This window comes from Nocardia sputi (genome assembly GCF_023501985.1).
On record NZ_JAMFLC010000023.1, the window covers coordinates 13,809 to 35,554 of the forward strand.

19 protein-coding genes and 2 pseudogenes are annotated in these 21,746 nt (G+C 66.9%); 10 read left to right on the forward strand and 11 right to left on the reverse strand.

Annotated elements, in window-relative coordinates; genetic code table 11:
- Window positions 1-42 precede the first annotated feature (42 nt).
- Window positions 43-606 carry a PadR family transcriptional regulator gene (locus M8859_RS27620; RefSeq protein ID WP_159926518.1) on the forward strand — a complete coding sequence of 188 codons (564 nt, stop codon included), beginning with the start codon at window positions 43-45 and terminating at the stop codon, window positions 604-606.
- A 175-nt stretch (window positions 607-781) separates the two neighbouring features.
- On the forward strand, window positions 782-1,717 hold the full coding sequence (gene sigJ / locus M8859_RS27625; protein WP_195071469.1) for an RNA polymerase sigma factor SigJ: 936 nt from the start codon (window positions 782-784) through the stop codon (window positions 1,715-1,717).
- A gap of 101 nt (window positions 1,718-1,818) precedes the next feature.
- Here sigJ and M8859_RS27630 read toward each other — a convergent pair whose 3' ends face one another.
- The gene (locus tag M8859_RS27630; RefSeq protein ID WP_249645040.1) at window positions 1,819-2,529 is read right to left on the reverse strand and encodes an alpha/beta fold hydrolase; all 711 of its coding nucleotides are present in this window, start codon (window positions 2,527-2,529) and stop codon (window positions 1,819-1,821) included.
- 153 nt (window positions 2,530-2,682) lie between these two features.
- The gene (locus M8859_RS27635) at window positions 2,683-3,330 is read right to left on the reverse strand and encodes a TetR/AcrR family transcriptional regulator (protein WP_159926514.1); all 648 of its coding nucleotides are present in this window, start codon (window positions 3,328-3,330) and stop codon (window positions 2,683-2,685) included.
- 75 nt (window positions 3,331-3,405) lie between these two features.
- Here M8859_RS27635 and M8859_RS27640 point away from each other — a divergent pair, with 75 nt between their 5' ends.
- Together M8859_RS27640 and M8859_RS27650 are read left to right on the forward strand one after the other, a co-directional pair.
- A complete protein-coding gene (locus M8859_RS27640; RefSeq protein ID WP_201295271.1) occupies window positions 3,406-4,302 on the forward strand; it encodes an alpha/beta hydrolase in 897 nt (298 codons plus the stop codon).
- Window positions 4,303-4,650: 348 nt separating this feature from the next.
- Window positions 4,651-5,379, forward strand: coding sequence for a Rossmann-fold NAD(P)-binding domain-containing protein (locus M8859_RS27650; RefSeq protein WP_249645041.1), 729 nt, complete (start codon window positions 4,651-4,653; stop codon window positions 5,377-5,379).
- A gap of 255 nt (window positions 5,380-5,634) precedes the next feature.
- On the opposite strand, the gene M8859_RS27655 is transcribed toward M8859_RS27650, so the two are convergent.
- On the reverse strand, window positions 5,635-6,834 hold the full coding sequence (locus tag M8859_RS27655; protein WP_159926510.1) for an esterase/lipase family protein: 1,200 nt from the start codon (window positions 6,832-6,834) through the stop codon (window positions 5,635-5,637).
- Window positions 6,835-7,192: 358 nt separating this feature from the next.
- Here M8859_RS27655 and M8859_RS27660 point away from each other — a divergent pair, with 358 nt between their 5' ends.
- Window positions 7,193-7,816: a YdcF family protein gene (locus M8859_RS27660; RefSeq protein ID WP_159926508.1), complete on the forward strand. Its 624-nt coding sequence runs from the start codon at window positions 7,193-7,195 to the stop codon at window positions 7,814-7,816.
- Window positions 7,817-7,860: 44 nt separating this feature from the next.
- Entirely contained in the window at window positions 7,861-8,904 is a 1,044-nt protein-coding gene (locus tag M8859_RS27665; protein WP_249645042.1) for a fused (3R)-hydroxyacyl-ACP dehydratase subunits HadA/HadB, read from the forward strand.
- A gap of 21 nt (window positions 8,905-8,925) precedes the next feature.
- Here M8859_RS27665 and M8859_RS27670 read toward each other — a convergent pair whose 3' ends face one another.
- The 4 genes and pseudogenes from M8859_RS27670 to M8859_RS27685 all read right to left on the reverse strand — a co-directional run bounded on the left by M8859_RS27670 (window position 8,926) and on the right by M8859_RS27685 (window position 13,032).
- The gene (locus M8859_RS27670) at window positions 8,926-9,978 is read right to left on the reverse strand and encodes an LLM class flavin-dependent oxidoreductase (protein ID WP_249645043.1); all 1,053 of its coding nucleotides are present in this window, start codon (window positions 9,976-9,978) and stop codon (window positions 8,926-8,928) included.
- A 43-nt stretch (window positions 9,979-10,021) separates the two neighbouring features.
- Entirely contained in the window at window positions 10,022-11,050 is a 1,029-nt protein-coding gene (locus tag M8859_RS27675) for an alpha/beta hydrolase (RefSeq protein WP_249645044.1), read from the reverse strand.
- A pseudogene (locus M8859_RS27680) lies at window positions 11,047-11,999 on the reverse strand (acyl-ACP desaturase). The gene M8859_RS27675 and the pseudogene M8859_RS27680 overlap by 4 nt, the downstream one beginning before the upstream one ends.
- Before the next feature lie 52 nt (window positions 12,000-12,051).
- Window positions 12,052-13,032: an RsbRD N-terminal domain-containing protein gene (locus M8859_RS27685; protein ID WP_223516210.1), complete on the reverse strand. Its 981-nt coding sequence runs from the start codon at window positions 13,030-13,032 to the stop codon at window positions 12,052-12,054.
- Window positions 13,033-13,579: 547 nt separating this feature from the next.
- On the opposite strand from M8859_RS27685, the gene M8859_RS27690 reads away from it, so the two are divergent.
- Together M8859_RS27690 and M8859_RS27695 are read left to right on the forward strand one after the other, a co-directional pair.
- Window positions 13,580-15,130 (forward strand): acyl-CoA carboxylase subunit beta, encoded by a 1,551-nt coding sequence (locus M8859_RS27690; protein ID WP_159926500.1) that lies wholly within the window; start codon window positions 13,580-13,582, stop codon window positions 15,128-15,130.
- 495 nt (window positions 15,131-15,625) lie between these two features.
- Window positions 15,626-16,213 carry an integrase core domain-containing protein gene (locus M8859_RS27695; RefSeq protein WP_159926498.1) on the forward strand — a complete coding sequence of 196 codons (588 nt, stop codon included), beginning with the start codon at window positions 15,626-15,628 and terminating at the stop codon, window positions 16,211-16,213.
- 257 nt (window positions 16,214-16,470) lie between these two features.
- Here the strand turns inward: M8859_RS27695 and M8859_RS27700 are convergent, their stop codons facing one another.
- Window positions 16,471-17,160: a hypothetical protein gene (locus tag M8859_RS27700; RefSeq protein WP_249645045.1), complete on the reverse strand. Its 690-nt coding sequence runs from the start codon at window positions 17,158-17,160 to the stop codon at window positions 16,471-16,473.
- An 802-nt stretch (window positions 17,161-17,962) separates the two neighbouring features.
- Here M8859_RS27700 and M8859_RS27705 point away from each other — a divergent pair.
- Together M8859_RS27705 and M8859_RS27710 are read left to right on the forward strand one after the other, a co-directional pair.
- The gene (locus tag M8859_RS27705) at window positions 17,963-19,024 is read left to right on the forward strand and encodes a sterol desaturase family protein (protein WP_159926494.1); all 1,062 of its coding nucleotides are present in this window, start codon (window positions 17,963-17,965) and stop codon (window positions 19,022-19,024) included.
- 38 nt (window positions 19,025-19,062) lie between these two features.
- Window positions 19,063-19,176: pseudogene (locus tag M8859_RS27710) on the forward strand (IS701 family transposase); the annotation flags it as partial.
- A 239-nt stretch (window positions 19,177-19,415) separates the two neighbouring features.
- Here M8859_RS27710 and M8859_RS27715 read toward each other — a convergent pair.
- The 3 genes from M8859_RS27715 to M8859_RS27725 all read right to left on the reverse strand — a co-directional run bounded on the left by M8859_RS27715 (window position 19,416) and on the right by M8859_RS27725 (window position 21,723).
- A complete protein-coding gene (locus M8859_RS27715; protein ID WP_159926492.1) occupies window positions 19,416-19,997 on the reverse strand; it encodes an Rv1733c family protein in 582 nt (193 codons plus the stop codon).
- On the reverse strand, window positions 19,979-20,638 hold the full coding sequence (locus M8859_RS27720; protein WP_159926490.1) for a TetR/AcrR family transcriptional regulator: 660 nt from the start codon (window positions 20,636-20,638) through the stop codon (window positions 19,979-19,981). The genes M8859_RS27715 and M8859_RS27720 overlap by 19 nt, the downstream gene beginning before the upstream one ends.
- Before the next feature lie 134 nt (window positions 20,639-20,772).
- Window positions 20,773-21,723 (reverse strand): Sco1979 family transcriptional regulator, encoded by a 951-nt coding sequence (locus tag M8859_RS27725; RefSeq protein WP_195071464.1) that lies wholly within the window; start codon window positions 21,721-21,723, stop codon window positions 20,773-20,775.
- Window positions 21,724-21,746 lie beyond the last annotated feature (23 nt).

Consider the following 21,746-nt stretch of genomic DNA (forward strand, 5'->3'; position numbering starts at 1 on the left):
GCGCAAATATTTGAATAGTCGCATGCGTGGTAATTTGACTGGATGGCGCTACGTAACGCGGTACTGGCCGCCCTGCTGGAGGGCGAAGCGTCCGGCTACGACCTCGCCAAGGGCTTCGACGCTTCGGTGGCCAATTTCTGGATGGCCACGCCTCAGCAGCTCTACAAGGAACTGGAGCGCATGGCTGCCGATGGCCTCATCGAGACCAGGGTCGTGCAGCAGGAGCGCCGCCCCAACAAGCGCCTGCATGCCATCACCGCCGCCGGGCGAGCGGCGCTGCACGAGTTCGTCCGAGCACCCGCCAAGCCCACCGCCATCCGCGACGAGATGATGGTGAAGGTGCAAGGCATGGACGTCGAGGACGCCCCGGCCGTGCGCGCCGCGGTGGCCGACAAGCTGGAGTGGTCGAAGGCGAAACTGGCCCGCTACGAACGCCTTCGCTCGCGGCTGCTGAACGGCCGCAGCGAGCAGGCGTATCTGGTCGAGGCCGAACGCGTCGGCCCCTACCTCACGCTGCTGCGCGGAATCTCGTTCGAGCAGGAGAACATTCGCTGGGCGGAGTTCGCGCTGGCGGTGATCGATCGGCGGATCGCCGCGCACGTATAGCGACTTGTTCCCCGCCCGTTCCACCCTGCCGGTCTCCAGGTCCGCGCAACCGTGGTCCGCGTGTGGCCGATGCGGTGCGTGACCACAGCGACAGTGCGTCGTGAGAACGTCACACATCGGTGCGGTATCTCGTCGAACCAGTGAAGACGGACGCGACCAGAGGAGCCGGTACACCATGACCACCAGATCCGAGCAGGCAGGCGGCTCGGCGGATCCGAGCCTGGGCGCGATCATGGACGAGCGGCGCCGGCTGATCAATCTCGCGTACCGGCTGCTCGGGTCCCTGGCCGAGGCAGAGGATGTCGTTCAGGAGACCTACGCCCGCTGGTACGCCATGCCCCGCCGACGGCAGGACGCCATCGAATCCCCCGGCGCCTGGCTGACGACGGTCGCCGGCCGCATCTGCCTCGACCTGCTCGGCTCGGCACGCGCCCGGCGAGAGCGCTATGTCGGCGAATGGATCCCCGAGCCGCTGCCGGAGCGTACGGAGTGGATCACCGGATGGTCCAGTGGCGGCATGGACGACCCCGCCGACCGAGTCACCCTCGACGAGTCTGTCAACATGGCATTCCTGGTCGTCCTCGAATCGATGACCCCGGCCGAGCGCGTCGCGTTCGTCCTGCATGACGTCTTCGGTTACTCGTTCGCGGAAGTGGCCGAGATCGTCGGCCGCAGCCCGGCTGCCTGTCGCCAGCTGGCTTCCTCGGCGCGTCGGCGCGTTCGCGCGTCGCAGGGCATCGCGGTTCCGCCGCTCCAACGCGCCGACATCGTCCGGGACTTCAAACGGGCGTGGGAAGCCAAGGACATCGACGCCCTTGTCGCCCTGCTCGACCCCGATGCCACGGCGATCGGCGACGGTGGCGGCCTGGTCAGCGCCGAACTCCACCCGATCGACGGAAGCGAGCGGATCGCGCGGGCCGTTGTCGCCATCGCGGCGAAGGCGCCGGATATGGCGATCCTGGAACGTACTGTGAACGGACAGCCCGGACTCGTGATTCAGCAGGCCGGTGCCACCGTGACGGTGATCGCGTTCGATATTTCCGGTGACCGGATCACCCGCCTCTGGGCGATACGCAATCCCAACAAGCTCCGACCCTGGACAAACGGCTGAGGCATACCCCCAACGCAGCGGTGAGCTCACGTCCGCGTCCTGCCGCATCGAGTAAGTCGTCCGTCACGCCACCGCGCCCGAATGACAGCAACTAACCGAACTTACTCGGACACGGTGATCAGGTGTACGCGGCATAGTCTCGTGACGAGGTCGACCCACACGTCAGGATCGGTCGACCACAGGTTGTGGGCCATGCCGGGTAGTTCCTCGAACCTGCCGTGCGGTACCAATGTGGCGAGCTGCCGCAGCGGCCACGACGGACGGATATCGTGCTGCGGGGCGACGAAAGTCATGACCACATCGGAGTCCGCCAGTCGGCGGAGCAGATCCGGTTCGTGGATCCACTCCACGAACGACGCACTCAGTGCGGCGTGGACGCCTGGGTCCCAGTCGATGTCGATGTCGGCTTCCAGATGCCGCGAGGACTCGTACGCCTGCGACCAGGTGCGGTCCTTGTGCAGGCCGTGCCCGGCGACGCCGACAACGGCCCCGACTCGGTCGGGGTGGTCCAGCGCGTAACGCACCGCCAGGTCCGAGCCCCAGGAATGGCCGAGCACTACCCAGCTGTCGACACCTCCGGCTCGCCGCACCGCTTCGATATCGGCGACTGCCTGGCGGAGGTCGTGCGGCCCACCCTGGGAGCGGCCGACGCCCCTGGGCTCCGGGTACCACGCCCGCATCCCGTGTGGCGCGAGCCCGTCATCCTCGAGGTAATGGACGCCGCCCGGTCCACCGGACAGGACTACGACATCCGGACCGTGTCCCGTGACGCCGACGTGCAGCAAGGCACCGTCGTCGGCGGGCACCATCATCGATCGCACATCGCCCCCTGCCGCCACGAGATCGGAGCACCGATTCGCCGTCTCCACCTTACCTATTGCCCCGCAGGCGACCTCCTGCGCGGACGTCGCTGCGCATCCGTCGCTTCCCCTGCGGCCGGTTCCCCGTCCTCGGCGCCATGGCCGTCAGCAGGCGGACGTTCCCGCCTCTAGTCCGGTGAGGATGATGCGCATCCCGGCTCGGAACTCGGCTTCGGGGGTGCTCGTGACCGCCGCGTGGGCGATTTCGATCAGTTTGGGAAACCGCTCGGATGACAGGGCAGCGACCCGGTCGGTGATCGTGGTGGCATCCTCGCCGCGTGCGAGGGACAAGGGCCCAGCGAGTTCGGCCTGGGCGAATCCGGTGACGAATCCGGACACCGCACGAAATGCCACCAGCAGTTCGGCCCCGGACCTGCCGCTGCGCGCGAGCGCCCGCAGAAGGGCTTCGGCGGGCAGCAGTGCCGCCAGATCGACGCTGCGCCGGGTGAGAATCAGCGGGATGGCGTGCGGGTGGGCGCGCACGGCACGCCACATACCCTCGGCGACCGCGAGGACCTCCGCACGCCAGTCCTCGGAGGGTGCGTGATCCCAGCGCGTTTCGTTCATCACGGCCTCCGTGACGAGCTGCTCGAGCCCCTCACGGCCGTCGACGTAGTTGTAGATCGTCATCGCGCCGGTGCCCAATGTCGCCGCGAGGCTGCGCATGGTCAAGCCGGCGAGCCCTTGGTCGTCGACGAGGGCGAGCGCGGCGATCTGTAACTGCTCCCGAGTGAATTTCCGGGGGGCGGGCATACTCCTCCTTGTTTACGTACGAAGTACGTGTTTAACTCTGCATGTTCACGTACAACGTACCTAAATCGAGGTGTCATGACCATGATCATCCGCACCACCTTCCCCTCCGGCGACGACCAGTGCGCCGCCTGGCTGACCCTGCCGGAGGGCCCCGGGCCGCATCCGGTCGTCGTGCTCGTCCACGGCGGGGGCGCGACCCACGAGATGACGCTCGGCCAGTACGAGAAGTGGTTCTCCGAAGCGGGCCTTGCCGTGGTGGCCTTCGACTTCCGCCACCTCGGTGAATCGGGTGGCCTGCCCCGCCAGCTGGTCAGCCATCGCCGGTATGCCACCGACGTCGACTCGGCGCTGGCGTTCGTCGGAACCCACCCCGAACTCGATGCCGGCCGAATCGCGCTGTGGGGAACATCGTTCGGCGCGAGCCATGTACTCGCCGCAGCGGCCCGTCACCCCGAACTCGCCGCGGCGGTCGTGCAGTGCCCGGTGTTCAGCGGGCGCGCGGTGGTCGCCAAAGCGGGAGTGCGGCACCTGGCCCGGTTCACTGTGCCGATCATCTCCGACCTGGTGCGCGCCGCGTTGCGGCTCCCCCGGCGATACGTGCCGCTGGTCGGTCTGCCAGGCGAGGCGGCCTTCGTCACCCAGCCCGGCGCTCTGGAAGGGTGGCAGTCAGTTACTCCCCCTGGCTACCGGTTCGACAACCGCATCACAGCCAGTTCCGGGCTGGGTATGTTGTTCTACAACGCCGCGGCTCTCGCCCCACGCGTGCGATGCCCACTGCTGGTGTGCGCTTGCGACCGCGAGAATCTCATCGATCCCGCCATCGCGGCGAAGGTGGCCGCCACAGCACCGCGCGCCGTCGTCGAGCACTACGACGCCGACCATTTCACCGTCTACCACCCACCGATCGTCGAGCGGGTCGTCGCCGATCAGCTCGACTTCCTCACCACACACCTCGAGTCGAAACAGCGCTGAGCAGAACAGCTTTCAACGCGGCCGCGCGAAGGGCTGCCACCACTGCCGAGGCCGCGACGTGGGCCGAGAGCCCAGCGAGTGCGATCGGGATACCCGCCGATCGCGAGGGCGTTGCTGCCAGCGCTTCGTCGCGCCTCTTCCAAATCCACCGCCGGGGCGATCCCGCGCGAAGGGGGATCGCTCCCGAGTCCTTGACCTCGAGCAAAGTTGAGCTTCTAGCGTCGACGGCGACGAGAGGAGTTCGAATGACAACACTGGTCACCGGCGCCACCGGGAACACCGGCCGCCACGTCGTGACAGAGCTGGTTCGCCGCGGCGAGCACGTCCGGGCGCTGACACGCGACCCCGTTGCCGCTGCGAGGCTTTTTCGCACCGGAGGTCGAGGTGGTGGCGGGCACGCACACTGCCCCGAATACGCTGGGCGCGGCCCTCGACGGCGTCGACCGGCTGCACATCACCGTGACGGCGGGGCTCGCCGAGACCGGCCCCGAGCTGGTGCGGCGAGCGGTGGACGCGGGCGTGCGACGAATCACCGTGGTGTGGGGCGGCGGGGTCGGGCCGGTCGAGCAGGCAGTGGCGGACTCCGGTGTGGAGTGGACGCGCCTGGAACCGCAGGAGTTCATGTCCAACACGCTGACCTGGATCGACTCCGTGCGGACCGAGGGCGTAGTGCGCGAACCGTACGACTCGCCCAGCGCACTGGTGCACGAAGCCGACATCGGAGCCGTGGCCGCGGTCGCGCTGCTGCACGACGGCCACGCGGGGCGGGCCTACAACCTCACCGGCCCGGAATCGCTGACGCCGCGGCAACGGATCGCGATCCTGGCCGAGGCCCTGGACAGAGAGATCACCTTCGTCCCGATCACGCACGAACAGGCCGTCGACAGATTGATCGCCACCGGCGTGTCCCGAGCGGACGCCGAGTACGTCATCGGCTGGTACGCCGCGGCCGATGCGGCCGCCACCACGGTCGTCGACACCGTCGAACGGGTGACCGGCCGACCGGCACGCACCTTCGCGCACTGGGTGGCCGAACACGCCGACCGATTCCGGAGCCCGCGGTCGCCGGGAGCCTGAGGATCGCCGAAGAACATTCGGCGAGTTAGGGCACCGGGCATCCCGTGACAGCCCGATGCCCACCGAGCGGAGGGTGCGAAGATCCGCTCGGTGGGCATACCGCCACGTGTCGGGGACGTGCGCGCCGGGCCAGGGGCGGGGTTGAGGGATCCTGTCCGGCGGGCGAAACGCGTGGCGGGCGGTGCTTCCGTCGAGCGAGCGCGCGGAGTCAGGGGCACAGGTCACGCCGCTCGACGCAAGCAAGTCATCCGGCGGTCACAGCGAGCCTCCGCCGCCGAGCAACCACGGGTTGAAGGTGCACTCCAGATTCGGATGCCCGGCCGGGTCCAGCGCACGCAACGCGATGGACAGTGCCCGTGGCGAGTACATGATCGTGAGGTGATCGGAGACGTCCTGCTCGCATCCTTCCTGCAGGGTGATGTTGTGCACCGTCACGCCGGGCGCCGCCTTCAAGAAAGTCAGATCGTAGGGATTGGTGATTTCGTCGTAGCGGGTGCCGACGATGGTGTAGTCCACGCCGGGGATGGTGTCGCCGTTCTCGTTGAGCTTGTTGACGAAGTCCGAGCCGATCGTCTGCTGGATGCCGGCGTGCCCGACGAAGATCTCGATGAAGCCCAGGATGTCGATGCCGAAGTTGTTGATCGCCCGGCCCAGCGCGCCGATGCCGATCAGGCTGGTGCCGTGGTGGGTGGCGCCGTAGGTGACCAGATTCTTGACCTTGGCCGCGCCGCCCTCGAACTTGGTGTACCAGTTCGACATCGAACCGCCCTGCGAATGCGCGACGATGTCCACCTCCGAGGCTCCGGTCGCGGCCAGCACCCGGTCGACGAACGTAGCCAGCTGCTCGGCCGAGTCCTGGATGTACCCGGTGCCCATCACGCCGGGCAGCACCGATCCGAGACCGCCGCCCTCGAGCAGGTTGGACCGCCCGTAATTGAAGGTGAATGTGCAGAAGCCCGCGTCCTTGATGGGCTGACCCATGAAGGCGAAGCCGTTGTAGGCGTTCATCCAGGTGCCGTGCACCATGACGACCGGGCGCGGGCGTTCGGCGGCCGGCTTGCAGTTCCAGTCGTTGGACCCGGGTGGCGCGGCGTCGGGATGGGTCAACCCGTAGCCGAACGCGGCCAGCCACGAGGTCATCGGCGGACCGTAACCCACGGTGTCGCTGGCGTAGCCGCCGGAGGACCCGGAGCTGCTGCCCGAACCGCCGTAGCAGTCACCGGACCCGTTGCCCGACCCCGCGCCACTGCCCGAGGTACACGCCGAGCCGGTACCCGCGCTGCCGGAGTCGGCTACCGGCGCCACTTTCCGTCCCGCCGCGATGTAGTCGGCCAGTTGCTGCTCGGTCGGTTGCGCCTCCGGCACCGCGTTCGCGCCGGTCGCACCGGCAGCGAGCACCGATACGCTCAGCAGCACCGCCGCCAGGGACGAGCGTCCGTAGGTACTTCGTTTCATTGGTTGCCTTCCTGCAGAACAACGGTGTTCGACGGCCGGCGCCGTTCTTGCCGATCGACGGCGCCGAAGCTGCGCCAACGCTAGAACCGGGGAACGCGACCGCCTACGCGGAACGGCTGGCTCTGGAGACCTCACGAATGCGTTTGTCGCGACTAGGGATTCGGCACAAAGGAGCGCGGGAAGCGCAATTCCGGGAATTCGACGAGTAGGTCGAGACGCACAAGCGGTCAGCCCGAAAACGGTGAATTATCCAAATCACCAGACGGTTACGGTTCCGAAACGGCCGATGGGCTCATCATGGACGAAGCTTCACACCAGCCATCGGTGGCCATCCGATGGCTAACCGCTTGGAGATCCCATGTCCGTCACCATGGTTCCCACCGCCCGCACCGCGGCTCGCGTCTTGCTGGGCGCGCTCGCGGTCACCGCCGCGCTGACCCACCTCCCGTACGCCTCGGCGGAGGGCTCGGGCTCCTCCGCCGCCCCTTCGGCTCTCGGCCCGCTCGGCCCGTTCGGCACGGCGCCGTCGCCTCCGCCGACAGTGCGCGGGCCCGTGACCGCCATCGTCGTGCTCGGCTACGGACTGCTGCCCGACGGCGGCATGCGCCCGGAGTTGGTCGACCGTCTGCACGCCGGCTACCTGCAGGCCCTGCTGGCGCCCTTCTCGCCGATCATCGTGACCGGCGGCAACGCGCGCAACGGCGTCACCGAGGCACGGGCCATGGCCGACTGGCTGATCGCCCGCGCCATCCCGGCCGCCCGGATCCATCTCGAAGCGGAGGCGGGCACGACCGTGCAGAACGCCGCGCACTCGGCCACGATCATGCGCGCGATCGGCGCACGCGACGCCGTGGTGATCACCTCCGCCGACCACGTCGACCGGGCGGTGGACACCTTCCACGACGCCGGAGTCGACGTCGTCGGCACCGTCACTCCCGAGCAGATGCCTGTCCGGATCTGGCGGTTCGGCCCGCTCGCCTGACGCGGGCAGGCCGTGATCCCCCGTTTCGCAACACAGGAGCAATTATGAACGACACCGCGGTGAACGCGGCCGATCAAGCCAGATCCCTGGTCGACCATCGTTACCGTTCCACCCTGCGCTACGAGGTCGAACGGGAAAAGATTCGCGAATTCGCCCGAGCCGTCCAGGATTCGCACCCCGCGCATCGCAGCGAGGCCGCCGCTGCCGAGCTCGGATTTCCCGGACTCGTCGCGCCCGCGACGTTCAGTTCGATAATTCTCACAAGGGTGCAGCGCGAAATTCTGGACACGCTGATCACCGGCTACGATCCGACCCGGATTCTGCACGCGGACCAGGTTTTCGACTTCGGCAGGCCGCTGGTGGCAGGCGACCGCCTGACCTGTGACATCTATTTCGAATCGTTCCGGCACTTCGGCGACTACGACGTCCTCGCGATCAAGAGCGTGCTCATCGACCAGCACGGCGCCGTCGTGCAGACCGGCTCGAGCGCGCTGCTCGCACGCGTCGGCGCACGTCATCCGGGATTGGCCGACGCCGTGCGCAAAATCGCCATGGGACAGGGAGATCCGGGCACACCGCGACCGGCGCGAGGCAACGCCGTCGTTCCGGCCGCCGCCGACTATCTCTCGCCGACGCCCACGCGCCGGGAACCGCGGTCACGCGTCGATTTCGCAGGCCTCTCGGTGGGCTCCGAATTGCCCGTCCGCACCATGCGCCTGTCCCGTGGAGACCTGGTCAACTATGCCGGAGTGACCGGCGAAGCCAATCCCGTGCTGTTCGACGAGCGAATCGCCGTCGCCAGCGGCCTGCCGACCGTGGTCGCGCCGGGCATGCTGAAACTCGGCCTGGCCACCTCGTTCCTGAGTTCCTGGCTCGGCGACCCCGCGGCGATCACCCGTTTCCGCGCGCAGTTCGCGCACAACACGCACTATCTGCGCATACCACCGTTGGGAGCCGGGACGATCCACTTCCGCGGCCGGGTCACCTCGATCGATCCGCGCAGGCGACGGGCCACCCTCGCGGTCGACGCGCGCGCCGACGGGCGCAAGCTGTTCGGCTACGCCGCCGCCGAAGTGCTCTTCGCGTGAGCGGTCGCGGTCACGCGCCGATCAGGCAGCGGTGCCGGATCGCGCATCAGCTCGATCGGGGGCGCCCGCCCGACGACGCGACAGGCCGGTGAGCAGCGCCAGGCGGCGATGGGACGCCAGCCGGGCAGCGCGATCGTAAGTACTGGTGTGTACGAGGATTTCGTCGGCGCCGGTCCTGCTCACCAACTGTTCCAGTTGGTCGGCGACCGAGTCTTCGGTGCCGTACAGATGGCCGCGCAGCCCGTCCTCGAAGAGGCAGCGTTCGCGATCGGTCATGGTGCGTGCCTCGATCTCCGAGGGCGGTGTCAGAGGCGGGAACTCACCGCGGGTGCGCGCGTACGCGGCCGACCACGCCTCCGGCAGCAACAACCGACGCGCCTGCGCGGTGGTGTCGGCGATGACGATCGATCCGGAGACCATCACGTACGGTCGCGCGCCCGGTAAGGCGGGGCGGAACTCGGCGCGATAGCGCTCGATGGCCTCGACCATGTGATCTTCGCCGCCGACCGCGGCGATCACCAGCGGCAACCCGAATCGCGCCGCGCGCTCGGCGCCGGACCCGGTCGCCAGCAGGAAGGCCGGGACCCGCAGCCCCTCGGCGGGCCAGGCGTGCACGCCCTGCCTGCCCTCGGTGAAATACGCCAGCAGTTCGGCCAGCCGGGTGTCGAGGTCTTCCGCGTCACCCTTGTCGTGCCCGAGCGCACGCCGCACGCCGTCGGTGAACCCGACCGAGCGGCCGAAGCCCATGTCGATGCGCCCCGGATAGAGCGATTCGAGCACGCCGAACTGTTCGGCGACCACCAGTGGCTGATGGTTGGGCAGCATCACCCCGCCAGTGCCGATCCGGATGCGGGAGGTCGCGGCTGCGGCCGCGGCCGCGAGCACGGTCGGCGCCGAACCCGCCACGCCCGGCACGCTGTGGTGCTCGGAGACCCAGAATCGGTGATAACCCCACTCCTCGGCGAGCCGCGCGAACTCGACGGTCTCGCGTAGCGCGTCCGGATGGCTCTGGCCGCGCCGGACGCGCGAGCGATCGAGAACGGAGAACCGGACGGAGGACAGCACCGAGGTCATATCGATGTCAACGCGGGCGCGCCGCGCTGATTCCGCCCCCGGCTCAGGAGGTGTCCGCCACTCCGAGCGCCTGCGCCAGCGCCTGCCACGCCTTCGGCAATTGCGCCTGGAAATCCGGCCAGGTGTGCATGCCCTCGGCGGTGTACTCCACGGTGGCGGGGATGTTCAGCTCGGACAGGCGGGCGGCGAACCGTTCGGTGCACGAACGGGCGCCCGCCTCCAGCGCGGCGCCGCCGCCCGCCGTCCGCAGCGCGTCCGCGATCGTCGGAGAGTTCGCGACCGCCACCAGATCGGCGCCGGTCGGCAGCCCGGTGGCCGCCGAGAGGTAGATGGCGGTGCCGCGCAGCGATTCCGCGTGCAGCAAGCTGTCGTGCGCGGCCCATTCCGGTGAGGTCGGCGGGCCCCAGAGGTTGTCGACGTTGCCGCCGCGCGAAGCGACCGTGATCGTGGTCACCGCGTGACCGAGCGAGTCGGCCGTGGAATAGCACCCGCTCATCCCGGCCACGGCGCGATACCAGCCGGGATGGCGCTGGGCGAGCATCATCGCGGCCTGCGCTCCCATCGACACTCCGGCGATGGCCCGGCGCCCGTCGGAGCGCAGCAGCGACTCCACGATGGGCGGAAGCTCGGTGGTGAGGAACGTCTCCCAGCGGTTGAGTCCCAGCGCGGTGTCGTGCCGGACCCAGTCGCTGTACATGCTGCCGGTGCCGCCGCCGGTCAGCACCACGTCGACCGGTTTGCCCGCGAAGAATTCCGCGGCCTTGCCCTTCGACAGCCAGGCCGACGTGGCGTCGCCGTCGACGCCGTCGAGCAGATACAACACCGGACGCGGTCCCTCGCCACCGCCGCGCAGCACATCGACCGTGATGATCCTGCGCATGGCCGAGGAGGCGATCGACAGCCGTTCCCGCCCAGCGGCGACCTTCTCGATCGAGAGCAACCCGGTGCGAGTCATGCCGGGATCGACCGCGGGCGGCGCAGTGGGCGGCGCCGGATCGGCGAACACGGGCGCAGCGGCGACCGCGGCGATGAGGACCATCGCCGCCGCGGTAATCGGCACGCGCGACTTCATCCTGCCAGGGGAGCCTGTTCCGCTCGTCTGGCCGCCGCGCGTTCGCGCTGCTCCTCGAACCGCCGCGCCCGGATCTCGAGGTCGTCGAGGTAGGCGTGCAGTTCCTCGCGCGCACGTTCGCCGTCGCCGGTCAGATCGGTCCGTTCGAACACGTGCCAGGCACGCAGCACGGGACGGACCAGCACATCCAGATGCCGGCGCAGGTCGTAGATACCGTGCTCGGCCGGCAGCACGGCGTTGCGCCGAAAGTTCGGCTGGGTCAGCCCGGGCATCTGGAAGCGCGTGACCACGTCGGTGATCGCGCGCAGCGCCTCGTTCGGCAACAGGTCGAGGGCCGCGGCGCTGATGTTGCGGTAGAAGATCATATGCAGGTTCTCATCGGCGGCGACACGCTGAAGCATACGCTCGGCGATGGTTGCTCGCACGCCGCGCTGGTGTTCCGGTGGCTGATCCTGGTCGCCGACTCCTGCACGGTGACATAAGCGACCGAACACAGGAACTGTTGTCCTTTCTCGGGTTTCACGACTCCGGCGGTCATGTGCGCCATCCTGGTCTGCTCCAGTAGCACCGGATCGACCGCGCGGGTGACCACCAGATAGTCGCGTCACGATGGCGTGCCGGTTCTCCTCGGCCGTCCACCGTCCCACCCAGGTACCCCAGACGCCGTCCAGGGAGAACGACTCCGAGATCTTCCGGTGATACGAGGGAGATTGTCCTCGGTGAGCAGATTCGTGATCATCGCGGTCTGCGCCACTTCGGAAAGCCGGGATTCCCCCGGCTTCCAATCGATTCCGCCGAGGGCAGCGAAATTGCGCCCCTCGTCCCATGGCACGTAATCGTGCGGATTCCAGGATTTTGCTTTGCGCAGATGATGGTTGAGCAGGCGTTCGGCGGTGGGCTCGGGTTCCCGCAGAATTTCGCGATCGGACAACGCGGTGGTCACTCGCACTCCTCAGCTCACCCCCGACAGCAGGGCACACTTCGACGATAGCGGCGAAAGTTCAAGCTGTTCGCCCTATCACGCGATCGTTGGGCGAGTCGACGATGGTCATGTGGCCCGGCTGGGGCGGTTCACAACCCGACGGCTCGCCGGCCTCGCCTACCGGGTACAGCCCCGGTGGCCTGCCCGCCGCCCGCAAGCGGTCCAGCAGATCGTGGGCGCGGCCGGCCAGCTCGGGAATGCGCGCGGTGCGCCCGGTGGTCACCGCGGCGGTCAACGGCACCTCGGCGGCCTCGCCGAGGATGGCCAGCACGTCGTCGGTCATGCTGAACGTTCCGGTTCGGGCAGGCACGTCGTCGATCGGCACCAGCACCGTGCCGCCTGCGGCCGACAGCACCGACAATGCGCGTGAGCCGAGCGGATCGGCCAGCGCAGCCTGGACGCGACGGAGTTTGCGCCGGGCCGCGTCCGCGCCGGTGCCGGGTCTTCGCTCGTCCGGGTGCGCCGGAATGCCCAGCGCCACGACCTGGTACGACCGTGCGATCGGAATACCGGTCTCCCTGGCGAGCTCGCCCACCGCGTGTCCGCCCAGCAGCGCCGAAACCAGCGTCTGGGCCGCGGTCTGATGTTCCCGCGCGACCGCGCGGTGCTCGTCCACATAAGCGGTCGAGGCCGCCACGGTCACCATCTCCAATAGGTGGACCGCCAGCCGCGCACCCGCGAGAAAATGATCGGCCTGGTCATCGGCGACCTCGTCGGCGAGGAATTCCAGTCCGTTGCGGATTTCGTCGTGGTACGCGCCGAGCACCGTTTCCAGCGCTATACCCTCCCGCGCCCAGCGCGAGGCGAAACCGGCGATCTCCGGTGGCCGCACCGCCGCCGGCGCCGGAGGCGGAGCCAGCAGTTCGACGGCGGCCGCCAAACAGTTCCGCGCGGTGGTCGTGACATCGCCGGACACGCCGTGGCCAGGGTGCTCGGCCAGGTGTTCGACGAGTTTCGATGTCAACGTCTCGGTACTCGGTCTCGGCTGCCTGCCCATCATGCCTCCCGAAGGTTAGCGACGGATCGTGATGGAATCGAGATGTGTTCGGCCGAATCAGGTAAGTCATCAGCGGCCGTCCTACCCGTTGGGCGGAATCACAAGCGTTTCGAGGCGATTTCGAGACGGAGGCGAGTCCTGCGCGAACAGCACTACCGGGGCACCGTACTATTCGGATCCGGCCCCTGACCGGGGGCGGACTCACCGATTTCCGGAGTATGCGACCCGGAGTAAGTGACGCAGCGCCGTCCGCGCATTTTCCGGCGCTGCGTCGAGATCACCCTAGATCCGTCCGCCCGCCCTGAGAAGGGCTCGCCGACGCCCTCGGGATGGTTCATCGGCGCCCGTGCCCGGGATTGGGACCTCGCACAACCGTGTCGCCGCGGCGGGCCGAACCCACGCCGTGCTATTAACCGTGAGGCGCACGGGCAAACCTGTGAGCTGTCCCATGACATCCTCCGAACGCCTGTGCGGCAGATCGCACCGCCGATAACATCGAGCGCCGCGCTGCCGTACGGCGTCGCGACGAGTTCGAAGGGCTACACCACATATGAGCGGTACGCGAGAAAAGCTGGATGAGCTGCGGGGGATCCTGGAGCTGGCCGAGGAACCCGCCGGCGAGACCGGCATCGCGAAACGCAAGAACAAGGGCATTCCGAGCGCGCGGGAACGAGTGCGCGCACTACTCGATCCCGGGAGTTTCGTGGAGATGGGCGCTCTGGTGCGCCAGCCCGGCACTCCCGGAGCCATGTACGGCGACGGCGTGGTCACCGGACGCGGCCGGATCGACGGCAGGCCTGTGGTGGTGATCGCGCACGATCAGACCGTCTTCGGCGGCTCGGTCGGTGAGATGTTCGGTCGCAAAGTCGCCCAAGCGCTGGACTTCGCCACCGCCAACGCCTGCCCGGTGGTCGCGATCAACGACTCCGGCGGCGCCCGCATCCAGGACGCGGTCACCTCGCTGGCCTGGTACGCGCTGATGAGCCGCCGTCAGGAAAGGCTGTCGGGTTTCGTACCGCAAGTATCGATCATGCTGGGCAAATGCGCGGCGGGGTCGGTCTACGCCCCGGTGAACACCGACATCCTGATCGCGACCGAGAAGTCGTACATGTTCGTCACCGGCCCCGAGGTGATCAAGGAGGTCACCGGCGAGGAGGTGACCATGGAGGAACTCGGCGGCGCGCAGGTGCAGGCGGCCAACGGCACCATCCACCACGTCGCCGCCACCGAGCAGGACGCGTTCGACTGGGCCAGGACCTATCTGAGCTATCTGCCCTCCAGCTGCCTGGAACAGGGACCGATCGTCAACCCGGGCCTGGAGCCGCAGGTCACGCCGCAGGATCTGGAGCTGGACTCGATCATTCCCGATTCCGATCGGGAGGGTTACGACATGCACGAGATCTTGCTGCGGCTGTTCGACGACGGCGACTTCCACGAGATCAGCGCCGCCACCGCGCAGAACCTGATCACCGGCTTCGCCAGGGTGGACGGACGCAGCGTCGGGGTGATCGCGAATCAGCCCTTGGTGCTCGGCGGCGCCATCGACGCCAGATGCTCGGACAAGGCGACGCACTTCATTCGTCTGTGCAATGTCTTCGGGTTGCCGCTGATCTTCGTCGTGGACACCCCCGGCGTGCTGCCCGGCGTGGAAGAGGAGCGCAGCGGGGTGATCAAGCGCGGCGGGCGGTTTTTCCGCGCGGTGATCGAGGCGACCGTACCTATCGTGACCGTCGTGGTCCGCAAAGCCTACGGCGGCGGCTACGCGGTGATGGGCTGCAAGCAGCTCGGCGCAGACATCAGCCTGGCCTGGCCCACCGCGCGCATCGCCGTGATGGGAGCGGAGAGCGCGGTGAGCATCGTCGGCAAGCGCCAGCTGGCCCAAGTAGCCCCGGAGCAACGCGCGGCCGTGCGGGACTACATGATCGACCAGTACAACGCGACGGTCGCCACGCCGTGGATCGCCGCCGAGCGCGGCTACATCGACGCCGTGATCGAGCCCTCGCAAACCCGGCTGGAGATCCGCAGGGCGCTGCGCCTGCTGCGCGAGAAAGAGGCGAGCGCCGAGCCCAACCCGCGCAAGCACAGCCTCTACCCGGTCTGAGACGACCTCGCGCCTCTGGTTATGTTGCCTCACAACGTAACCGGCCATTCGATGGATTCTTCGGTGATCCGCGCCGAATCGGACCACCCGGCACGCCGATGCCTTACTCTCATCAGCAGTGCCGGGTCCCTTCGTTCGCCGCGTCGTGGCTCGGCACGCGACGTGCCCGCTGCGCCTGTTCCCTACCCTCGCCCGGCGGGCACGCCGCACTAATACTGCAGCCGGTGCGCATGGACCCCGCGACTACGACTGGGCGCGGGTGCCGATCCGTATCGGGTGGGAACCCGGGCGCGGGCACTAGCTGGTCGACGTCATCGGCACGGCCCGCGACGGCCAGTGCGCGGTCCGGCCCGCCCAGTGTTTCCACCGGCACAACGGTCAACCGGTGGCCGAAACAGGGCTGCACCCCTCGAAACCCCGTCCAGCCCTGTTCGTGCGCGAAGGGCATCACGAAGCCCCGGCCTATCCGCGCGGTGCCCGGCCAACTGCATGGTCATGTCGGTGCTCCTCGGAGCCGACGGCGACGTGGACAACGACGCCACGCTGCGCGCATACACCCGACGCGCGGTGGTACAGGCCGAAACCGGAGCTGCGTCGTGGCCCCTGGTCGAGGCCCGTGACCCGAGGGAAACGGTTCTCGATCCGACGGATGGCACGCCTGCTCGGTGTGTCGGCGTGGGGCTGCTACCAGTATGTGAAGCGCAGGGCGGCAACGGTTTCCACGTGCGTCAGCAGCGGCGTGCCGATCTGACAGTGAAGATCGAGCGCGGGGGAGGGTTCACCGCGGGATTGACAGTGCAAGTCCGCCACCGTCACGGGTTGAAAAGATCAATGGGCGATACCGGAATCTATTGGGACAACAGCCCTGCCGAATCATTCTGGCCGACCTGCAACACGAATCGTACTACCGACACGTCTACGCCACCAAAGCCGAACTCGCTGCCGCCGGTTGACAATTGGAACCGAAGATACAACCATGACCGGCGGCACTCCGTCCTCGGGATGCTCAGCCCCATACGCTACGAGCAATCCCTGACAGACGCAGCCAAGGCCGCTTGGAACCCTCTCCACCATTCGGGGTGAACCTCAGCCGAGGCGTTCGCGCGTCCAGATGGCATGCTCGATCGCATCGAGCGGGGATTCAGCGCACTACGTCTTCTTCCCCAGGTGGGCATACTGCCGATCTACCGATGCGCGCCGTATACCTATCCCACGAGGATTCTCACATCACCCCTGCCGGGGGGTAGAAAGTGTCGAGGTTGGCCATGTTCGATGAATGGCATGAGGAATGCGTCAGGAGCCCGCAGTATCCGGCTCCCGAGCCCGGCCAGGACCTTTGGCTACGGCGAACCTGTCAGATTGCCCGGTGCCTGAATCTGGGTTGGCTGTTCTCGACGTGGAGCCTGTCTAAGCTGCGGGATATGCTTGCCCGCAAGGAGAGAGTCGATATCGGCCGGGAAACTCCGCGGCAGATCCTGAAAACCAGAGGGGTGTCGTGGCACGCTAGCAAGACTGGGGATGCCGGTAACGTCCCAGATTTCGCAGCGAAGATGGCACACGTACTCGATCGCCACAATAATCCACCCACTGACGGGCGAGTGGTGTGTGTCGATGAGTTCGGACCGCTGAACTTGCAGCCGCTTGGCAGCTGGTTTCCGCGGCGCCACCTGAATCGATTGTGCGCCACCCACAATCGCACACAGGGAGTGCGGCACACGTTCGATGCGGTGGACCCGGCGACCGGCCAGCTCTACTTCCGAATTCGTGACCGGAACCGCTGGATCGAGTTCCTGGCTTTCCCTGAGTTCCCGCGAGCGCGCCGGCCGCAGGAAGATCCCTATCTGATTCTGGACAACGACGCGGCGCACAAGCACCTCGAGGTACGGGAATGGCACCGGCGACGCGGTCGAGTCGGTGTTCGCGCTTATCTGTCCTTTCCGGTCAACCCGGATCGAGTCCGAGTTCGCCGCAATCGGCGACCACATCCGCCGGAGCGACCAGCACGCCGGGCCGATCCGCAACTTCGCCACCGGTTCAAAGGTCCGGCGCCCGGGTTACCTGACCTGTATTTCTCGACGATGTGACCGACCCCAGAATTCACCGACTAATGATGCCGGAATCAGCTGGCGCAACCAAGAAGATCGAAGCCATGGTGTCGATCGGCGATACGGTACAGCAAAATCCAATGCTGTGAGACCAAAAATCGCGCGGCTTCGCCAAGGGAGAATGCGTCGTCACCTGCCCTCTGGCGTTTTCCGATGCCTCCAGTCACCGGGAAGTCGAGGAATTGTTTTTGTAGTAGTTAAAAGCTTGACAATGTCGCTTGACTGCGTATATTCAGTATCGTCCTCGACGATGAACACACGGTCGGCAAGTTCGAGGGCGAATAAGGATCGGAAAGGAACTGATCATGCTCACCATAACCTCCACTAAGACAAGAAAAGTCGTTGCCTCGGTGGCCGTGGCGCTAGCCGCCTTCGGCACCCTTGGGTTCAGCGCGTCTGCAAATTCCACCACTCACCATCAGCCCGTCGGCAACTACTCCGGCGGCCTTTACGCCGGCTGTTGTTGACAATCCGCTGGCCAGCGGCATGTCCGCTGGCCAGCGGACATCCGCTTCTGTCGCGCCACACTCGGCTCTCTACTCGGTTTCCGCATGTTCGGGCCGAACTGCGCGTTGTTCTACAAATCTCGGTCACCGACGGCGACCTGGGCAGGCACGACCTGAAAACCGCGAAAGTCGAGTCCGTCGGTGCATGTCAGAAATCCTCGCCGAGTCACGCAGGGGATCACCGAGCCCGAGCCCATGCCTTTTAGATCGGAGTATCGGCGATGTACTGGTCTGTCGTCGACGCATTGTGGAGTGCCGCAATCCAGCCATTTCGGCTGCTACTCAGCACGAACGTCGATGTCGGTATCTTGTTCTACCCATTTCTACTGGTCGCCATGATATGGACATTCCGGCGTCAACCACGGGAGGAGAGCCTGACCAGCTATGTGACCTTCCAGCGTGCACTGCTCAGCCGGTCAGGAAGACTGGATATCAGATTCTATTTCACCAACATCATCCTGATGACATTGCTGTACACCTACAGCGATCCTTGGTATCGGCAGGTGCCCCATGTGGTGGAATCGGGCTGGGCGTGGCTGCTCCAGGAACCTCGTCTGTACCTGCTCAACGGTGGATTTCTCGCCAGTACGGTGGTGACCGTCCTTGTCTTCATGGCCGCCGATCTCTCCTTTTTTCTTTTCCATATGCTGATGCATCGGGTGTCGTGGTTGTGGGAGTTCCACAAGATCCATCATTCGGCAACCGAGTTGAATCCACTGACGAGCTTTCGCGCCCACCCGGTGCAGCTCTATCTGACCACCACGGCCGGGGTCGTCTTCTCGGGCGTTGTCCTCGGCAGCGCCGGGTACTTCTCCTCGGGCACGGTACAGGTGCTGTCCTGGCTAGGCTCCAATGTCCTGTTCATTGGCAGCGGAGCATTCCTGCTCGCCGCGCTCCGGCACTCCCACGTGTGGATACATTTCGGTCCCCGGCTCAACCGAATCCTCTACAGCCCGGCCCATCATCAGATACACCACAGCGGCGACAGCGCCGACTACAACACGAACTACGGCGGCCTGCTCGCGCTGTGGGACTGGATGGCGGGAACTCTCATCATTCCCGGACGTGAACGCCCGATCTACTACGGGCTGGGCAGTACCGAGCAGAACAACCAGTACACCAGCATCGCAATGCTCTACACGCGGCCGTTCGTCAATCTGTGGCACCGGGTGGTCAGCCGGCGAGACTTCAACAAGAACGAGTCTGGACGACATCGCCCACGTCTTGGCGACCCGCCGCAACGACACCCTGATCACCGGCCTGTTCACCGAGGCCCGCGCTGACGAGCTCGTTGCCGCGCTCGTTGTTCGAGCCATACCCGCAGGTGCAGTTCGCGACCAAGCCACGGCTGGTGATGGCGATGCTGGAACGGGCAGTGTCGGCGAAGGTGCCGTTTCGGTGGTTCACCGCCGACGAAGCCTACGGTCAGGTCAAGTAGGGGAAACAGCGCCAGCGATCAAGACATGATCGCACTCACGCTACCGGAGATCCGACGCCTCACCATCGCCCTGCTCCTCCCCACCATCCGCTGCACCCACCGCGTCTGGGCATGGTCGACCTGGCGCCGCCGACGACAACACCAAGCCCGCCTATCCCACTACCGACGACGAGGACACCCACTCACCTGACTGCCGTTGCAGCACTAAGCCCCCCACCGAGCCCTCGCAGCGAGACTCAGCCGTGGCCCCAGTTGAGGTCGGCAGCCATCCACTCGGATTCCCACTGTTGCAGCCGCCGCCGATCGAGTCCCCGGCGCACCAGCAGGTAGCTGCCCGCGAGCACGATCGAGACCCCGAGCAGCGCACCCGCGGTGAGCATCACCGCTTTGCTCGCGGGCTGGGACGGCGACGGCGGCTCCACGATCGCGCCGCCGTCGTTCAGCCAAATCGACACGGTGGATCCCGGCTCCACCACCGTCGTCGACTGATAGTCGCCGGTATGGATCACGCCTTCGGCGTCCTTCCAGGACACCCGCGCGGGTACCACCGGTGCGTACAGCGGCGCCTTGCCGGTCTCGATCACGGTGGCCTCCACTTGACGCAAGCGCGCCGTCTCGGCTCGCACAGCAGCCGTCTCCACCTTGTACACCCGGCCGCCGACAGTCACGACGAGCACGGGCACGATGATCAGGAACACCAGGGCGAGCAGGACCGCGCACGCGGTCTGCCAGCGGTCCTCCCTGCGACGCAGCGGATTTCGGTCCAGACCGACGCGCCGGCACGTCCGGCGGTACATGTTCACCGATCCGGTAGACATGACGGTGACTCCTCGTGACGGGATTCGGCGGTGAGGGTGACGAGGGTGTCGAAGAACTCTTCGACGAGGCCGGGCAGGCCCATCGGATCCGGGCCCGCCGCCCAACTCTGTAGCGCCGCGAGCAGCATGCCCGCACCGGCGGCGACGGCGACGGCGGGACGTGGATCCGTCAGCGGGTCCACCCCCAGCCGGGCCGCTGTGATCCGGACCGATTCGCGCTGCCCTTCGATACGGATGCGCTGATAACCGGCGAACAGTTCGGGTTCGTCCTCGAAGCGCTGGAACAGAGCCCAGCGGCGTGCCAGCAGGACGGCACGGGCGCCGCCATACTCGGTGGCCAGCCAATCGCGCACGGCGTTGCGATAGGCGAGCAACGGCGGCTCGTCGGGAGGGCGGCGGCACAGCGCCTCGTTGAACAGATGGACGTCCTGATCGACATCGCCGAGAATCGCCTCCTCGATGGAGGCGAAATGTCTGCTGAAAGTACGCCGAGTGACGCCGGCCCGCATCGCGATGTCCTCGACGGCCACCGCGTGCAGGCCCCGCTCGGTGAGCAGGTCGAACGCCGCGCGCGACAGTGCCTCGCGGCTACGCCGAGTGCGCAGCCGACGACCGTCCAGACCGACACCGTCGTCGCCCATGAGCACATGATACCGCTTATTGTCCCAATGAGACAATAATTCGCCCATCCCCGGCATCCGCATCACCTCATCACAGGAGATGCCCTGTTCAAGCCCGATTCATGCACGCCGAATCCGCGAGGAAGCCCATCCGGTCACCCCCTCGAGCGGTCCGCGGGTTCGTCGACGGTCGGCGGGACACCGTCACGCAGGACCTGAAGCAACCGGCGGGTGTGCTCCGGTTGCGGCGCCAGCAGCGAAAGTTGGTTCAGCACCGCGTAGTACACGTCCAGATCAGCGATCTTGTCCAGATACAAGGCGCTGGTGAGCTGCTGGAGGTAGACGATGTCGGGCAGATCGGTCTCGGCGAAGCGCAAGACGGTGAAGGCGCCGTCGGTGAGCGCCGGGCCGCCCACGTGGTCGGCCAAGATCTGGATGGTGATGTTCGGCTGCGCCTCGATGCGCAGCAGATGGTCGAGCTGGGCGCGCCAGACGGTCGAACCGCCGATCCTGCGGCGCAGCGCGGCTTCTTCGACGATCAGCCACAGCTGAGGCGGGTGCGGGCCGGTGAGAATGTCCTGCCTGCGCATGCGCAGCGCGACCCGACGTTCGATAGACTCCTCCGGCTCGCCCGGATGCGACAGTGTGAGCAGCGAGCGAGCGTACTCCGGCGTCTGCAGCAGCTCGGGTACCGCCCGCGGTTCATAGCCACGGATCCGGCGCGCCGCCTGCTCCAAACCGAGGTAGGTGTCGAACCATTTCGGCAGCCAATCGTTGTCCCGCGCCCACCATCCCGACGCGTTGGCCTGCCGGGCCAGCTCCAGGTACCGCTCCCGCTCCTCCGGATCGGCCACCTCGTAGAAGTCGAGCAGGTCGACCAGATCGCGTTGCCGGCAGCCGGTGCGGCCGAGTTCCAGCCTGCTGATCTTCGAATGCGACCCGCGAATGGCCTCGCCCGCGGCTTCGCGGGTGATGCCGCGATCCTCGCGTAGGCGACGCAGACGACCGCCGAGAACCATGCGTAGCACCGTCGGCCCGCCGCCGGACACCGGATGGGCGCCGAGTCCGGGCGAATCGGGCGCTTGTCGTTCCTTCGAAGCGCGCATGTCCCGAGTCTGCCACGTTCCCC

Bases quoted from the DNA above. Each gene is read 5' to 3' on its own strand.
- M8859_RS27620 (WP_159926518.1), top strand. From the start codon at position 43: ATGGCGCTACGTAACGCGGTACTGGCCGCCCTGCTGGAGGGCGAAGCG.
- sigJ (WP_195071469.1), top strand. From the start codon at position 782: ATGACCACCAGATCCGAGCAGGCAGGCGGCTCGGCGGATCCGAGCCTG.
- M8859_RS27630 (WP_249645040.1), bottom strand. From the start codon at position 2,529: ATGATGGTGCCCGCCGACGACGGTGCCTTGCTGCACGTCGGCGTCACG.
- M8859_RS27635 (WP_159926514.1), bottom strand. From the start codon at position 3,330: ATGCCCGCCCCCCGGAAATTCACTCGGGAGCAGTTACAGATCGCCGCG.
- M8859_RS27640 (WP_201295271.1), top strand. From the start codon at position 3,406: ATGACCATGATCATCCGCACCACCTTCCCCTCCGGCGACGACCAGTGC.
- M8859_RS27655 (WP_159926510.1), bottom strand. From the start codon at position 6,834: ATGAAACGAAGTACCTACGGACGCTCGTCCCTGGCGGCGGTGCTGCTG.
- M8859_RS27660 (WP_159926508.1), top strand. From the start codon at position 7,193: ATGTCCGTCACCATGGTTCCCACCGCCCGCACCGCGGCTCGCGTCTTG.
- M8859_RS27665 (WP_249645042.1), top strand. From the start codon at position 7,861: ATGAACGACACCGCGGTGAACGCGGCCGATCAAGCCAGATCCCTGGTC.
- M8859_RS27670 (WP_249645043.1), bottom strand. From the start codon at position 9,978: ATGACCTCGGTGCTGTCCTCCGTCCGGTTCTCCGTTCTCGATCGCTCG.
- M8859_RS27675 (WP_249645044.1), bottom strand. From the start codon at position 11,050: ATGAAGTCGCGCGTGCCGATTACCGCGGCGGCGATGGTCCTCATCGCC.
- M8859_RS27685 (WP_223516210.1), bottom strand. From the start codon at position 13,032: ATGATGGGCAGGCAGCCGAGACCGAGTACCGAGACGTTGACATCGAAA.
- M8859_RS27690 (WP_159926500.1), top strand. From the start codon at position 13,580: ATGAGCGGTACGCGAGAAAAGCTGGATGAGCTGCGGGGGATCCTGGAG.
- M8859_RS27695 (WP_159926498.1), top strand. From the start codon at position 15,626: ATGTCGGTGCTCCTCGGAGCCGACGGCGACGTGGACAACGACGCCACG.
- M8859_RS27705 (WP_159926494.1), top strand. From the start codon at position 17,963: ATGTACTGGTCTGTCGTCGACGCATTGTGGAGTGCCGCAATCCAGCCA.
- M8859_RS27715 (WP_159926492.1), bottom strand. From the start codon at position 19,997: ATGTCTACCGGATCGGTGAACATGTACCGCCGGACGTGCCGGCGCGTC.
- M8859_RS27720 (WP_159926490.1), bottom strand. From the start codon at position 20,638: ATGGGCGACGACGGTGTCGGTCTGGACGGTCGTCGGCTGCGCACTCGG.
- M8859_RS27725 (WP_195071464.1), bottom strand. From the start codon at position 21,723: ATGCGCGCTTCGAAGGAACGACAAGCGCCCGATTCGCCCGGACTCGGC.